Annotated in this window: 16 protein-coding genes; 5 read left to right on the plus strand and 11 right to left on the minus strand. The window is 72.8% G+C overall.

Annotated features, from left to right (window positions below):
- Positions 1 to 12: 12 nt before the first annotated feature.
- The 3 genes from FJQ56_RS07320 to FJQ56_RS07330 all read left to right on the plus strand — a co-directional run bounded on the left by FJQ56_RS07320 (position 13) and on the right by FJQ56_RS07330 (position 4,377).
- Positions 13 to 1,914 (plus strand): DUF7937 domain-containing protein, encoded by a 1,902-nt coding sequence (locus tag FJQ56_RS07320; protein ID WP_140008516.1) that lies wholly within the window; start codon positions 13 to 15, stop codon positions 1,912 to 1,914.
- Positions 1,915 to 2,050: 136 nt separating this feature from the next.
- Positions 2,051 to 3,490, plus strand: coding sequence for a glycoside hydrolase domain-containing protein (locus FJQ56_RS07325; RefSeq protein WP_140008518.1), 1,440 nt, complete (start codon positions 2,051 to 2,053; stop codon positions 3,488 to 3,490).
- A 38-nt stretch (positions 3,491 to 3,528) separates the two neighbouring features.
- Positions 3,529 to 4,377, plus strand: a complete 849-nt coding sequence (locus FJQ56_RS07330) for a class I SAM-dependent methyltransferase (RefSeq protein WP_211350779.1) — start codon at positions 3,529 to 3,531, stop codon at positions 4,375 to 4,377.
- Positions 4,378 to 4,392: 15 nt separating this feature from the next.
- On the opposite strand, the gene FJQ56_RS07335 is transcribed toward FJQ56_RS07330, so the two are convergent.
- The 4 genes from FJQ56_RS07335 to FJQ56_RS07350 are packed head-to-tail and all read right to left on the minus strand — an operon-like array spanning position 4,393 to position 5,987.
- Positions 4,393 to 4,839 carry a DUF3817 domain-containing protein gene (locus FJQ56_RS07335; protein ID WP_140008520.1) on the minus strand — a complete coding sequence of 149 codons (447 nt, stop codon included), beginning with the start codon at positions 4,837 to 4,839 and terminating at the stop codon, positions 4,393 to 4,395.
- A 9-nt stretch (positions 4,840 to 4,848) separates the two neighbouring features.
- Positions 4,849 to 5,517 carry a phosphoribosylformylglycinamidine synthase subunit PurQ gene (purQ, locus tag FJQ56_RS07340; protein WP_140008522.1) on the minus strand — a complete coding sequence of 223 codons (669 nt, stop codon included), beginning with the start codon at positions 5,515 to 5,517 and terminating at the stop codon, positions 4,849 to 4,851.
- The gene (gene purS, locus FJQ56_RS07345; RefSeq protein WP_140008524.1) at positions 5,514 to 5,789 is read right to left on the minus strand and encodes a phosphoribosylformylglycinamidine synthase subunit PurS; all 276 of its coding nucleotides are present in this window, start codon (positions 5,787 to 5,789) and stop codon (positions 5,514 to 5,516) included. Before purS ends, purQ begins: the two co-directional genes overlap by 4 nt.
- Before the next feature lie 9 nt (positions 5,790 to 5,798).
- Entirely contained in the window at positions 5,799 to 5,987 is a 189-nt protein-coding gene (locus FJQ56_RS07350; RefSeq protein WP_140008525.1) for a hypothetical protein, read from the minus strand.
- A 62-nt stretch (positions 5,988 to 6,049) separates the two neighbouring features.
- On the opposite strand from FJQ56_RS07350, the gene FJQ56_RS07355 reads away from it, so the two are divergent.
- A complete protein-coding gene (locus FJQ56_RS07355) occupies positions 6,050 to 6,568 on the plus strand; it encodes a YflT domain-containing protein (protein ID WP_379140275.1) in 519 nt (172 codons plus the stop codon).
- Positions 6,569 to 6,574: 6 nt separating this feature from the next.
- Here FJQ56_RS07355 and FJQ56_RS07360 read toward each other — a convergent pair whose 3' ends face one another.
- The 5 genes from FJQ56_RS07360 to FJQ56_RS07380 form a co-directional block, all read right to left on the minus strand.
- A complete protein-coding gene (locus FJQ56_RS07360) occupies positions 6,575 to 7,009 on the minus strand; it encodes a hypothetical protein (protein WP_140008527.1) in 435 nt (144 codons plus the stop codon).
- The gene (locus FJQ56_RS07365; RefSeq protein WP_140008529.1) at positions 7,006 to 7,653 is read right to left on the minus strand and encodes a hypothetical protein; all 648 of its coding nucleotides are present in this window, start codon (positions 7,651 to 7,653) and stop codon (positions 7,006 to 7,008) included. Before FJQ56_RS07365 ends, FJQ56_RS07360 begins: the two co-directional genes overlap by 4 nt.
- A 124-nt stretch (positions 7,654 to 7,777) precedes the next feature.
- Positions 7,778 to 7,963: a hypothetical protein gene (locus FJQ56_RS07370; RefSeq protein WP_140008531.1), complete on the minus strand. Its 186-nt coding sequence runs from the start codon at positions 7,961 to 7,963 to the stop codon at positions 7,778 to 7,780.
- 1 nt (position 7,964) lies between these two features.
- Positions 7,965 to 9,524 carry a long-chain-fatty-acid--CoA ligase gene (locus FJQ56_RS07375; protein ID WP_211350780.1) on the minus strand — a complete coding sequence of 520 codons (1,560 nt, stop codon included), beginning with the start codon at positions 9,522 to 9,524 and terminating at the stop codon, positions 7,965 to 7,967.
- A 134-nt stretch (positions 9,525 to 9,658) separates the two neighbouring features.
- Positions 9,659 to 11,719: an MMPL family transporter gene (locus FJQ56_RS07380; RefSeq protein ID WP_211350781.1), complete on the minus strand. Its 2,061-nt coding sequence runs from the start codon at positions 11,717 to 11,719 to the stop codon at positions 9,659 to 9,661.
- A 23-nt stretch (positions 11,720 to 11,742) separates the two neighbouring features.
- Here FJQ56_RS07380 and FJQ56_RS07385 point away from each other — a divergent pair, with 23 nt between their 5' ends.
- Positions 11,743 to 12,237 carry a MarR family winged helix-turn-helix transcriptional regulator gene (locus FJQ56_RS07385; protein WP_140008533.1) on the plus strand — a complete coding sequence of 165 codons (495 nt, stop codon included), beginning with the start codon at positions 11,743 to 11,745 and terminating at the stop codon, positions 12,235 to 12,237.
- A 3-nt stretch (positions 12,238 to 12,240) separates the two neighbouring features.
- On the opposite strand, the gene FJQ56_RS07390 is transcribed toward FJQ56_RS07385, so the two are convergent.
- Together FJQ56_RS07390 and FJQ56_RS07395 are read right to left on the minus strand one after the other, a co-directional pair.
- Complete coding sequence (locus tag FJQ56_RS07390) at positions 12,241 to 12,657, minus strand: SRPBCC family protein (RefSeq protein WP_170215306.1); 417 nt, start codon at positions 12,655 to 12,657, stop codon at positions 12,241 to 12,243.
- 2 nt (positions 12,658 to 12,659) lie between these two features.
- Positions 12,660 to 13,547: a phosphoribosylaminoimidazolesuccinocarboxamide synthase gene (locus FJQ56_RS07395; RefSeq protein ID WP_379140333.1), complete on the minus strand. Its 888-nt coding sequence runs from the start codon at positions 13,545 to 13,547 to the stop codon at positions 12,660 to 12,662.
- Positions 13,548 to 13,608: the final 61 nt, after the last annotated feature.

Genomic DNA, 13,608 nt, shown 5'->3' on the forward strand with positions numbered 1-13,608 from the left:
AGGTTCTCGCGCATGGTGAACTACTGCGGCTCGTGCGGCGCCGCCAACGAGGCCGGGGCCTACTGCTCCACCTGCGGGCGGGCCCTGGTCCCCTCCTCCCACCCGCCGGCCGACCCCACCCGGATCTCCTCGGCACCCCCTGTCCAGCCGGTCCAGCCGGTCCAGCCGGTCCAGCCGGCCCAGCCCCCGGCCCAGCCGCCGCCCCCGCAGGGCCCCCCGCTCGGCCCGCCCCCGGGAGCCCCCCAGGGCTACCCGCCGGCCCAGGCCGCACCGTCGGCGTACCCGCCCCAGCAGGGCTACCCCCAGCAGGGCTACCCGCCCCAGCAGCCGGGCCACTACCCGCCCCAGCAGGGCTGGGCACAGCCGGCCGCACCCAAGGTCAACCCCTTCGTGGGCTGGCCGATCAGCGACTACGTGCGCGACGCGGCCGCCGCCCTCGCGCTGTTCTGCACCCTCGGGATGCCGTGGGACCTCAACGGCGACGACCCCGAGACCCAGCTCGACGTCTTCAACCACGCCGGCGAGCGCTGGTGGGTCGTGATCGCGATCCTGCTGTCGGTGGGATCGCTGGCCGTCCCCTACCTCGCCAAGTCGGGCGCCGTACGCAGCTGGGGACCCCCGCACTACCGGCTCCTCAAGCTCGGCCTCAACGCCCCGCTGCTGCTCAGCGTGCTGGTCGCCGTGCTGTTCGAGCTGATCCACCTCGGTGACAGCGGCCTCGACGGCACCCTGCCGGAGGGCGGTCTCGGCAGCGGCATCGGGGTGGCCCTGGCCGGCGTCGCCCTCGCCCTGCAGCCCCGGGCGGCCGAGGAGGCCCCCGACCACCGCGACGACGCGCTCTGGAACCAGGTCGCCCGCATCGTCACGGCCACCGCGGTCGGGCTCACCGTCCTGCTGTTCGTGACCTGGCTGCTGCACGGCGCGGTGTCCGACGACGTCGAGATCTTCGACCCCGTCACCGACTTCCTCGCCGTCGTCGTGGTCTTCCTGCTCGTGCCCCTGGCCCTCATGGCCTACCCCGCCTACCAGCTGCTGATGGGCGCACGCTCCGACGCGTGGCGCCGCACCCTGGCCACGGTCGGGTTCACCGTGCTGGTGATCGCCCTGTTCGCCCTCGCCTCCGACCACGCCGGGCTCTTCTACTGGCCCGAGGCCGAGAAGTGGAACGGCGCCGTCAGCCTGCTCGCCGGGCCCGCCGGCCTGCCGGGCGCCGGCATCCTGCTGCTCGGTGCGGCCGCCGCGTTCGCGGTGTCGCGCTCGCAGCAGCGCGCCACCCGCACCCCCGACGCCGTCGGGTCTTGGGCCGCGACGGTCTCCGCCGCCCTCCAGGCCTCGGCCGCCGGCTCGGCACTGACCGCCCTCGGGATCCTGCTGGTGATGATCGACGCCGACGTCGAGGGCGGGCCGATCGTGGCGATCGTGCTCCTGCTGATCGCCGCCGGCGCGGCCGGGTTCGGGGTGACGCTGGTCGGCGACCTGCGCAAGAACCGCCTGGTCCTGCTCGGCATCCTCGCCGGCATCGCGGTGATCGGCATCGTCGTGCTGGCGGTCGACAACGCCAACGACAACGCCCCCTACGTCCTGGTCAACACCGGGTACGCCGTCGCCGCCTGGCTCGCGCTGCCCGGCCTCGCGGCCTACGCACTGACCGTGCCGGCCGAGGTGCGTGGCGCGCTCGGCCCGCTCGTGTCCGGTGGCACCGGCCCCGGGGCCGGTGGTCCGGGCGGGGCGCCGTACGGCCAGGGCTATCCGCAGCAGCCCGGCTACCCGCCCCAGCAGGGCTACCCCCAGCAGGGCGGCTACCCGCCCCAGCAGGGCTACCCCCAGCAGGGCGGCTACCCGCCGCAGCAGGGCTACCCGCCCCAGGGTCCCCCGCAGCCGCCGCCGGGTGGCTGGACCCCGCCGACGCAGTAATCCCCAGCGGGGCTGGGGAAACGGCCGCGAGAACTACAGCTCTGTAGTTCACGCGGACGCCTGTTACTGGTGTGACTTGTGAGGTTAGGGTCTCGCGAACGACGGTTTCTCCGACCCTTCCCCCGGGAGCTCCGCCATGCGTACGACCCTGCCCAGCACGTCCCTCCGCACCGCCCTGCTGAGCCTGTGCGCGCTCGCCCTGGTCGTCGTGAACGCGCAGGCGGACGTCGCCGGCGCGGCGTCGCCCGGCCCCGCCACGTCGGTCACGTCGGGCACCCCGCTCACCACGGTCGCCGCCACCAGCAAGGCCGCGGCCCTGCCGCCGACCCCGGGCAACTTCACCGGCTACGGATTCGACCAGTGCCTCGCGCCCAGCCAGAAGACCATGGACGCGTGGCTGGACCGGTCGCCCTACCTCGCGGTCGGCATCTACGTCTCCGGCGACTCGCGGGCCTGCCGCAAGCAGCCCAACCTGACGCGGACCTGGGTCCGCACCCAGCTGCAGCGCGGGTGGAAGCTGCTCCCGATCACCCTCGGCCCGCAGGCGTCGTGCCAGCCGCGCTTCCCGCGGTACGACGACGACTACAAGATCAGCGCGGCCCCCGGCAGCGGCAGCTACCCCAAGGCCCGCTCGATGGGTCGTTCGTGGGGCAGCCGCAGCGCCAAGGACGCGACGGCGCTGGGCATCCCGCCGCGCAGCACCCTCTGGTACGACCTCGAGGCGTTCGACAACGGCAACACCCACTGCCGTCGCTCCGCGCTGGCCTTCCTGTCCGAGTGGGTGCGCGTGGTGAAGGAGGCCGGGTTCGCCACCGGCGTCTACTCCAGCGCCTCCTCCGGCATCAAGGCCCTCGACGAGCTCCGCGCCAGCCGCTCGGCGACGTCCTACCACCTGCCCGACCACATCTGGATGGCCCGCTGGGACGGCGTCGCCAACACCTCGTCGTCCTACGTCAGCGAGTCGGGCTGGAACCCCCGGCGCCGCGTCAAGCAGTACCAGGGCGGGCACGACGAGACGTACGGCGGCGTCCGGATCAACATCGACACCAACTACCTCGACCTCGGCAAGGGCCTGACGGCCAAGTCCGAGAGTCGCTGCGGCGGCGTCGGCATCGACTTCAGCTCCTACGGCAGCCTCAAGGCCGCCCGGGCCGGCTACACCCCCTCGCGGGGACGGGTCAACGCGCTGCAGTGCATCCTCAAGGCCCGCGGCTACTACAAGGCCTCGATCAACGGCCGCTACAACCGCACGCTCATCGCCGGCATCCGGCGCTGGAAGACCGACCGCGGTCACTCCGCGAGCGACAACTGGTCGCGCGGGGACTGGGCCGCACTGCTCTCGACCGGCGCGACCCCGGTGCTCAAGAACGGCTCGAGCGACGCCTGGGCGCCCTACGTACGCCGCGTCCAGCGCGCCATCAACGCCGCGGAGGTCGGGCTCACGTCCAACATGGACGGCACCTTCGGCATCGAGACCACGCGCCTGGTCAAGCGCTACCAGAAGCAGTCCCGACTCCCCCAGAGCGGCATCGTCGACGCGCGGACCTGGGCCCGACTCCAAGCCGGCGGGGTCTGATCGGGCCACGTCCTGGGGCCTGTCTCTAGGGTCGGCTCGTGGCCAACGAGGAGATGCGGGCGACCTGGACCGACAGCGGCACCGGCTGGGTCGAGCAGGAGGCGGTGTTCGACGCGACGTTCGCGCCGATCACCGACGCCCTCCTGGCGGCCGCCGACCTCGCGCCCGCCCACCGGGTCCTCGACGTCGGCTGCGGCTCCGGCACCCTGCTCGCCGCGGCGGTCGCGTCGGGTGCCGAGACCGTGGGGGTCGACCTCTCGTCGACCATGGTCGAGGCGGCCCGTCGCCGGGTCCCCGACGCCACCGTGCTGCTGGCCGACGCCCAGACGACCGACCCGCTCGCGGCCGCGCCCGGCCGGCCGTTCGACCGGGTGGTGTCCCGCTTCGGCGTGATGTTCTTCGACGACCCGGTCGCCGCCTTCCGCCGCCTCCACGAGGCCGCCGCCCCCGGCGCCCGCCTCGCCTTCGCGTGCTGGCGCTCGTACGCCGAGAACCCGACGATGAGCCTGGGCCAGGACGTCCTCGTCGAGCGGCTCGGCGAGGAGCCGGCACCGGTCGCGGCCGACGCCCCCGGGCCGATGGCGTTCGCCGACCCCGACCGGACCCGGGCGGTGCTCAGCGGCGCCGGCTGGACCGACGTCGTGGTCGAGCCCCTCGACGTCACCCTCGACTACGCCTACGACGGCAGCGACGGCGTCGACAACCGGCTGGCCACCGTGCTCGCCACGACGACCGGGCGTCGCGCCCGGGCCCGGCTCGAGCCCGAGCTCGGCCCGGCCGGCTGGGCGAGCCTGCTCGACGACGTACGCCGGCACGTCGCGGCGGCTCGGGTCGACGGCGCGCTCCGACTCCCGGCCGCCACCTGGATCGTCACCGCCACCGCCTGAGCGGCCCCGCGCCGGTCAGGAGCTGGCGGGCGGGCCGACGAGCAGGGCCAGCCCGGTGAGCACGGCGACGACGACGAGCGCGGCGACCAGGCCGAGCAGCGGGTTGCGCAGCATCCACGCCACCGGTCGGTCTGCGGCGCGAGCCGGCTCGTCGACGGTGAGGCGCCAGGGCCCGAAGGCGCCGGCGCGCTCGGCGAGCAGGTCGAAGAGCAGCGTGAAGAACGGCGGGATCGACGACAGCACGCCGATCGCCGTACGCCGGGCGGTCCAGCGCTGGTCGATCGCCACGACCACGGTGGTGACGCAGTAGGCGACGAACACGACCCCGTGGATCGGCCCTGCGATGCGGACCCCGACCTCGGTGGTGTCGGTGACGTACTTGAGGAACATGCCGACCAGCAGCAGCGCCCAGGTGATCGCCTCGGCGATCGCCACCCGACGGAAGAGGGCCTGCGGTGTCATCGCGAACGCCTAGGCGAAGGCGGCGGCGGCGAGCGAGGTGAAGAACCCCAGCCCGTCGGTGCCGGCACCGGTCAGGTCCTCGACCGCGTGCTCGGGGTGGGGCATCAGCCCGACCACGTTGCCGCGCTCGTTGGTGACCCCGGCGATGGCGCGCATCGAGCCGTTGGGGTTGTCGCCGACGTAGCGGGCGACCACCTGACCCTCGCCCTCGAGCCGGTCGAGGGTCTCGGTGTCGGCGACGAACCCGCCCTCACCGTTCTTGAGCACGATCGTCACCTCCTGGCCCTGGGTGTAGGAGGCGGTCCAAGGCGTCGCGACGTTGTCGATGCTCAGTCGCTGGTCGCGGCAGGCGAACTTGCGGTGGTCGTTGCGGATCAACGCGCCGGGCAGCAGGTGGGACTCGCACAGGATCTGGAAGCCGTTGCAGATGCCGAGCACGGGCATCCCCTTGCCGGCGGCCTCGATGACCTCGGTCATCACCGGCGAGAAGCGCGAGATCGCGCCGCAGCGCAGGTAGTCGCCGTAGGAGAAGCCACCGGGCAGCACGACGGCGTCGACGCCGTGCAGGTCGTGGTCGCCGTGCCACAGCGCGACGGCCTCGTGGCCGCCGATGCGCACCGCACGCTGGGCGTCGACGTCGTCGAGCGAGCCGGGGAAGGTGACGACGCCGACCTTCACGAAAGGACGTCCGGGGTGTCGGCGACGGCCTCGTCGACGTGGACGGTGAAGTTCTCGATCACCGGGTTGGACAGCAGGGTCGCGGCCATCTCGTGGACCCGCGCGAGCACCTCGTCGGTGACCTCACCGGCCACCTCGAGCTCGAAGCGCTTGCCCTGGCGGACGTCGGTGACACCGTCGAATCCCAGGCGGGGCAGGGCTCCGAGCACCGCCTTCCCCTGGGGATCGAGGATCTCGGGCTTGGGCATCACGTCGACCACGACCTTGGGCACGAGCCGATCCTATTCGTCGTCGCTGTCGGCGACGTCAGCGGGCGTGGCGGGGTCGGCGGCGGCCGAGGAGTCGGCGTACGACGTCCCGCCCGACGCCTGCTCGTCGAGCCCGGCCTGCACGGCCATCGCCAGCACGGCGGCCGAGGCCGACAGCCCGGCGGTCACGAACACACGTCGACGTCTCCTCGGCTCGCTCATGGCACCGAGGATGCCGGAGCGACCTGAGAGCACCCCATGGAGAAGCAGGGCACACTGACCCCATGAGCATGACCTCCCCCAGCAGCCGACCGGGCCGCGCCGGCCTCAACCCGATGCGGCTGGAGTTCCCCCAGTCCCTGGCCGTCTACGACGACTACGCCCAGGCGCAGAAGACCGTCGACTTCCTGTCCGACGAGGAGTTCCCGGTCGAGAACTGCATGATCGTCGGCACCGACCTCAAGCGCATCGAGCGGATCACCGGCCGTCTCACCACCGGCCGTGTCGCCGCCGGTGCTGCCGCGTCGGGCGCCTGGTTCGGGCTCTTCATCGGGGTCGTCTTCACGATCTTCACCGACGAGAACGCCCTGACGACCATCTTGTCGACCGTGCTGTTCGGGGCGGCGTTCTTCGTCATCTGGGCGCTGCTCGGCTACGCGATGACGCGCGGGCAGCGCGACTTCCAGTCGGTCACCTCGGTGGTCGCGACGCGCTACGAGGTGCTGGTCGAGCACAAGGTCGCCGCCCAGGCGCGCGAGCTGCTCACCAAGCTGCCCGGCGCCCTGCCCAACCCGTTCGAGTAGTCGGTCTCACCCGCGGTCGGGCACCCGCACGGTGGCGAACCCGAGCGCGATCCCGCCCAGCACGCACCCGGAGACGACCAGGCCCGCACCCCAGCCGACCGTGTGCGCCGAGACGCGCGCGAGGAGGGTGACGAGCAGCAGCCCGGTCGCGGTGCCGGCCAGCCAGAGCAGCACCCGCGCCGCCATCGCCCCGCCGCCGCGCAGGGGTGCGATCCCCAGCAGGAGCAGGGCGATCGCGGGCAGCAGCAGGACGGCGTACCCCGTGATCGACGGTACGCCGAGCACGCCGGCGCGCAGCAGGGCCGCGACCTCGATCGGCGTCGTCGACGACGCCACACCGGCGCGGAACCACGGCACCAGCATCGCGGCGACCCACGCCACGGCAGCCGCCGCCCACAGGCCGACGCCGACCAGCTCGCGCCCCCGCCGGCCGCTGCTCATCGGGCCGGTCCCAGCAGGCCGTCGGCGCTGGCCTCGAGACTGACGTACCAGCGTCCGTCACGCTCGACCGCGACCAGGAAGGGCTCGATCGGCTCCTCCCGGTCGCGGACCCACCCCTGCGCCAGCGGCATCGAGTAGGAGGCCTTGCCCAGGCCTGCTCGGGACTCGGGCAACCGGTCGGGGTCGAGCGTCACGTCGAGATCGCCGGCGAGGACGAACACCCGCCGCGCGCCGAGGTCGTCGGGGTCGGGCACGGACCGCAGGTCGAGCCCCTCGAGCTCGAGGTCGAGCGCGGCGACCGTGGCGACGGCGGTCAGGTCGACCGAGCCGTCGAGCTGGCTCTCGGCGGCGGCGAGCACGGCGGTCACGTCGAGCGGCGGCGCCTCGCCCTCACGCAGGAGCCGCTCCCCCAACCGGTCGTACGCCGCCCCGGCGCGTCGCGGGTCGTCGGCCTCCGCCGGGTCGATCGCGGCCACGATGGCGACCGGGTCGGTGTCGGCGATCCCCTGCAGCAGCCTGGCCACGGCGGCCTCGGGCGTGTCGGCGCCGGTGGGCTCGGACCTCAGCAGCGAGACGAGGAGCACCACGGCCAGCAGCGCCGCCGTGCCCCAGCAGCCGACCAGCAGCCCGGTGCGGGCGACCACCCCACAGCGCACCCGGCGGGGGCGACTCGCGAGGGTCTCGGCGGCGCGACCGTCCGACCTCGGCCGGCACGGCGTAGTCGACGTCGCCCGGGCCGTCCTGGGGGTCTGCCGCCATCCCTGCAGGCTACGGACGGGGTCGCAACGACACGATGCCGAGCGCGACGCCGAGCCCGGCGACCAGGGCTCCGACGCCGGCCAGGGACTCCTCCGGGTCGCCGGTGCCCCACCAGCCCAGGCCCTGGCCGGCCCACAGGACACCGGCGACGACCAGGAGGGCGGCGAAGGCGAGGACGAGCAGTCGGACGAACAAGTCAGGAGAGCTCGCGCTTGAGGATCTTGCCGGTCGCGGTCATCGGCAACTCGTCGACGAACTCGACGATGCGCGGGTACTTGTAGCCGGCCATCTCGTCCCTGGCCCAGGCGACGAGCTCCTCCTCGGTCAGGCTCGAGCCCTTCTCGAGGATGACCACGGCCTTGATCTCCTCGCCGTGGCTCTCGTGCGGCACGCCGATCACCGCGGCCAGCGAGACGTCGGGGTGCGTGAGGAGGTGCTCCTCGATCTCGCGCGGGTAGACGTTGAACCCGCCCCGGATGATCATGTCCTTGGACCGGTCGACGATGTAGTACCAGCCGTCCTCGTCCTTGCGGGCCAGGTCGCCCGAGCGGAACCACCCGTCCTGGATGGCCTCGTCGGTCGCGTCCGGGCGGCCGTAGTAGCCCTTCATCACGTTGTGGCCCTTAATGGCGATCTCGCCGACCTCCTCGTCGGCGCCGATCTCGTCCCAGCTGTCGGCCTTCAGCAGCTTCATCTCGACGCCGGGGATCGGCGTACCGATGGAGCCCACCCGCACGTCCGCGCCGTACTTGGAGAAGCTGGCGACCGGCGAGGTCTCGGACAGCCCGTAGCCCTCGAGGATGGTGACGCCGAACTTCCTCTCGAAGCCCTTGTGCACCTCGACCGGCAGGGCGGACCCGCCGGCCGCGGCGACGCGGAGGTTGTCGGCGATCGAGCTGATGTCGACGCCCTCCTCGAGCGCGCCGAGCAGGCCCCAGTACATCGTGGGGACGCCGGCGAAGAAGGACACCTCGTTGGCGAGCATCAGGTCGAGCGCGGCCTTGGCCTCGAAGCGCGGCAGCATCACGACGGTGCCGCCGAACGCGAAGGCGCCGTTCTGGATGACGGTCTGGCCGAAGGAGTGGAACAGCGGCAGCACGCACAGGTAGGTGTCGGGCTTCTCCGCGTCGGCGCCGAAGAGGTCCCGACCGGCCCGGGCGTTGTCGCGCATGTTGCGGTGGCGCAGCTCGGCGCCCTTGGGCTGACCGGTGGTGCCGGAGGTGTAGAGGATGACCGCGGTGTCGTCCTCGTCGGTGACGACCGTGTCGAACGTCGGGGGCTGCCCGGCGACGGCCCGGCCCAGCGTCTCGGTGCCCCCGACCGGGCTGTCGGCCGTGGGGTCGGCGGTGATCATGAAGAAGTGCTCGCAGCCGTCGGTCTGCTCGAAGCCGGCGTGGCCCTCCCTGCCGATCGCGAGCTCGGGCGTGCCCTGGAAGCAGAAGTAGGCCTTCGCGTCGGAGTCAGCCAGGTGGTAGGCGACCTCGCGGCCCTTGAGCAGCACGTTGAGGGGCACCACGGTGCCGCCGGCCTTGAGGATGCCGAAGTAGACGATGGTGAAGTAGGGCAGGTTGGGGCAGCTCAGCGCGACCTTGTCGCCGCGCTCGATGCCGCGCGAGACGAGCAGGTTGGCCACCTGGTTGGCCGCGCCGTCGACCTGCGCGTAGCTGAGCCGGGTGTCGCCGAACACGAGGGCCTCGCGCTCGGGGTGCTCCGCTGCGGTGTCCTCGAGAAGGCTGGCCAGGTTGAAGTCCGTCACGCGCCACAACCTACGCGTCGGTAGGTGACCGCCGCCACGGCCACCAGCCCCGACCTGGCGCACCATCGTCACGACGCCCCCGCCGGTGGAGGCGTGCTCGCACGGGGGAGAACCGCACGCGACCCTGAGGGTCCTCAGTCCCGGCGGGAGAGCGGACCCGGCCACCAGAACCGCCGCCCGAGCAGGGCCACCAGTGCCGGGACCAGCACGCTGCGCACGAGCAGGGTGTCGAGCAGGACGCCGAAGCCGACGATGACGCCGATCTGGGTGAGCACGATGAGCGGCAGCACTCCCAGGACCGTGAAGACCGCGGCGAGCAGGATGCCGGCACTGGTGATCACCCCGCCGGTGACCGACAGCGCGACCCGGATCGCCTCGGCGGTGTCGGTGCGCGCGGCCTCCTCCTTGGCCCGCGTGGTGAGGAAGATGTTGTAGTCGACGCCCAGGGCGACCAGGAACAGGAACGACAGGAGCGGCACGCTCAGGTCGAGTGCCGGGAACCCGAACCAGTGGCTGAAGGCGAACCAGCTGGCGCCGAGGCTGCCGACGTAGGTCGCGACGACGGTGAGCACGAGCAGCACCGCGGCGACCACCGAGCGCAGCAGGACGAGCAGCACGACCAGCACGACCAGCAGGATGAGCGGGACGATCAGCCGCTGGTCGCGGTCGGCGGCGTCGGAAGCGTCGAGCGCCTCGGCGTCCGGCCCGCCGACCAGGACGGCGCCGTCGATCTCCTGGGCGCGGTCGCGGATCTCGCGGACCGTCTCGAAGGCCCGCTCGGAGGCCGGGTCGGCGGTGAGCACGACCGAGAGGACCGAGGTGCCCTCGGCGCGACCCGACGCCTCGACGCTCTGGACCCCGTCGACCCGGCCCACCGCGGCGGTGACCTCGTCGACCTCTCGGGTCGGCACGACCACCGTGGTCGGCTGGGACGAGCCGGCCGGGTAGTGCTCGGCGAGCACCTCCTGCCCGGTGACCGACTCGGGGGTCGCGCGGAACTGCTCGGTCTGGGAGAGACCCACCTTGAGCCCGAGCAGCGGCAGCGCGAGCACGGCCAGGACCACCACGCAGGCCATCACGACCGCGACGGGCCGAGCGGTCACCGCGGTCCCGACCCGGGCCCAGACGCCGGTGCGGGCCGGGTCGTCCTGACCGCCGCGCGGCACGAACGGCCAGAACAGCGCACGCCCGAAGACGGTCATCGCGGCTGGCAGGACGACCAGCGCGTAGACGACGGCGGTGACGATGCCGATGGCGCCGCCGAAGCCGATGTTGCGGCTCGTGGGGTTGTCGGCCAGACCCAGGCAGAGCAGGGCGAGGACCACGGTGCCGGAGCTGGCCAGGATCGCGGGGGCCGCACGGTCGAGCGCGTGCCGCATGGCGTCGTACCGGTCGTCGGTGCGGCGCAGCTCCTCGCGGTAGCGCGCGATGAGGAGCAGCGCGTAGTTGGTGCCGGCACCGAACACGAGCACCGACGTGATGCCGACCGAGGCGCCGTCGGTGGAGAAGTCGAAGATCTTGGTGCCGACCCCGACGAGCTGGGCCGCGACCTGGTCGGCGACCCCGACCACGGCGAGCGGGACCAGCCACAGCCAGGGGCTGCGGTAGGTCAGCAGCAGGAGGAGCGCGACGACCGATGCGGTCACCACGAGCAGGCGCACGTCGGCGCCCTCGAAGACCGCACCGAGGTCGGTCCCGAACGCCGGGCCGCCGGTCACCTGGGCCCGTAGCCCGTCGGGCAGGCCGGTGGCAAGGGCGTCGCGCAGGTCTCCGACGACCTGGTCCCGGTCGTCCTCGGAGAGGTCGGCGGAGATCGGGATGCCGACGAACGCCGCCTTGCCGTCCTCGGCGGGGACCGAGAACGTCCTCTGGCCCTTGGCGGAGTACTCGGCCAGGCTGCCCGTGAGCCTGTCGACAGCCGTTCGGTCCTGGGCCGTGAGCGACGCACCGTCCCGGTCGAGCACCACGATCGCCGGGGTGAACTCGCTGGTGCCCAACCGCTCCTGCAGCCGGGTCGCCTGCGCGGACTCGGCGTCGGTGGGCAGGTTGGCCGCGGCGTTGTCGGTCGTCTCGGCCTCGATCCCCGACCCCAGCAGGACCCCGGAGAACAGGATCGCCACGACGACCACCAGCCAGCTCGTCCGGCGGCCGATGAGGTGCGGGACCCGTAACTTTCGACCGGTGAATATTTCCATGGTCGAAATAGTAGGGTGTGGTCGTGCCAAACGCCATCCCGCCGCCCGACCCCGGCCGCAGCGACGGCGCCCACCGGGTGGTCCGGGCGCTGCGGCGCTACACCACCGAGTCCGATCTCTACGTCGCCACCGCGAGCCGCGAGAGCGAGATGCACCGCACCGACCTCAACGGGCTCGCGCTGATCATGGACTGGGGCCTGCAGGACGAGCCGGCCACGCCGGGCCGGCTCAGCGCGGCGATGCACCTCTCGGCTCCCGCGACCTCGGCCATGCTCGACCGGCTCGAGAAGCACGGCCACGTCACCCGCGCCCCCCACCCCGGCGACCGCCGATCGGTGGTGGTCGAGGTCACCGAGCACGCGATCGCCGTCGGCTCGAGGATGTTCGGACGCCTCGGCGCCCACCTCGCGCCGGTGCTCGACCGCCGGACCGACGAGGAGCTCGCGCTGATCGCTGCGTTCCTCGAGGAGGCCGGCCTGGCCACCATCGCCGCCCGGCGCGAGGTCCCGCCGGCGTAGGGGTCAGCGCCGCGCGAGGATCTTCGCCGCGCGGCGCAGGTCGGACCGCACGGTGACCGGGGCGACCCGGTTGGCGGCGATGCCCAGCGGACGCGCGAGGCCGGAGGCCGTGACGTGCATCGAGACGCAGACGTCGCAGGACGAGCCCACCGGCGTGAACGTCAGCGTGAGGACGGCGCGGAAGCCGCGCCAGGTGCCGTGCTCGGACCAGCGGTGCGGCCGGTCGGCGTCGGTCAGCTCCATCCGCGGGCGGATGCCGACGGTGGTGACGTCGTCCCAGCTCTGGCCCACGACGCCGTCGGCGCCGTCGACCTCGGCGACCGCCTTGAGGCTCGACTGCCACTCGGGGCGGTTGGCCGGGGCGACCAGGTAGTCGTAGGCGTCCTCGCAGGACACCTCGAAGCGGACGGGTGCGGCCACGGCTACCAGCGCTCCCCGGTGAGCAGCTCGAACGCCTCGACGTAGCGCGCGCGGGTGCGGTCGACGACCTCGGGCGGGATCGGGGGCGGAGCCTCCCCGGAGGCGCGGTCCCAGCCGGACTCGGGCGACAGCGCCCAGTTGCGCACGATCTGCTTGTCGTACGACGCCTGCGGGCGTCCCGGGGTCCACGCGTCGGCCGGCCAGAACCGCGACGAGTCGGGCGTCAGGACCTCGTCGCCGAGCACCACCGTGCCGGGCCCGTCGAGGCGACGGCCGAACTCGAGCTTGGTGTCGGCCAGGATAATGCCGCGCTCGCGGGCGACGGTCTCGGCCCGGGCGTAGACCGCGAGGGTCAGGTGACGCAGGGTGGCCGCCGCCTCGGCGCCCACCTCGTCGACCACGGCGTCGTAGGAGACGTTCTCGTCGTGGTCGCCGAGGTCGGCCTTCGTCGCAGGGGTGAAGATCGGCTCGGGGAGGCGGCTGCCGTCGACCAGGCTGGCCGGCAGCGGGATGCCGCAGACCTCGCCGGTGGCGGCGTAGTCGAGCAGGCCGGACCCAGAGAGGTAGCCACGGGCGACGCACTCGACCGGGAACATGTCGAGCCGCTCGCAGATGACCGCCCGGCCGGCGACGGACGCGGGCACGTCGGTCGAGACGACGTGACCGGGCACCAGGTCGGCCAGCTGCTCGAACCACCACAGCGACATCCGGGTCAGGATCTCGCCCTTGTCGGGGATCGTCGTGGCGAGCACGAAGTCGAAGATCGAGATCCGATCGCTGGCCACCATCAGCAGGTGACCGTCGTGGGGTCCGCCCTGCAGCTCGTAGAGGTCGCGCACCTTGCCGGAGTGGAGGTGGGTCGCCCCGTCGATGGCGGGCGCCTCCGGGATGTTGAGCACGACCTGATCCTAGGACCTCCCCCGATCACCCCTCAGAACCGCGGGCACGGCA

This window comes from Nocardioides plantarum (assembly GCF_006346395.1).
GTDB classification, from domain to species: Bacteria; Actinomycetota; Actinomycetes; order Propionibacteriales; family Nocardioidaceae; genus Nocardioides; species Nocardioides plantarum.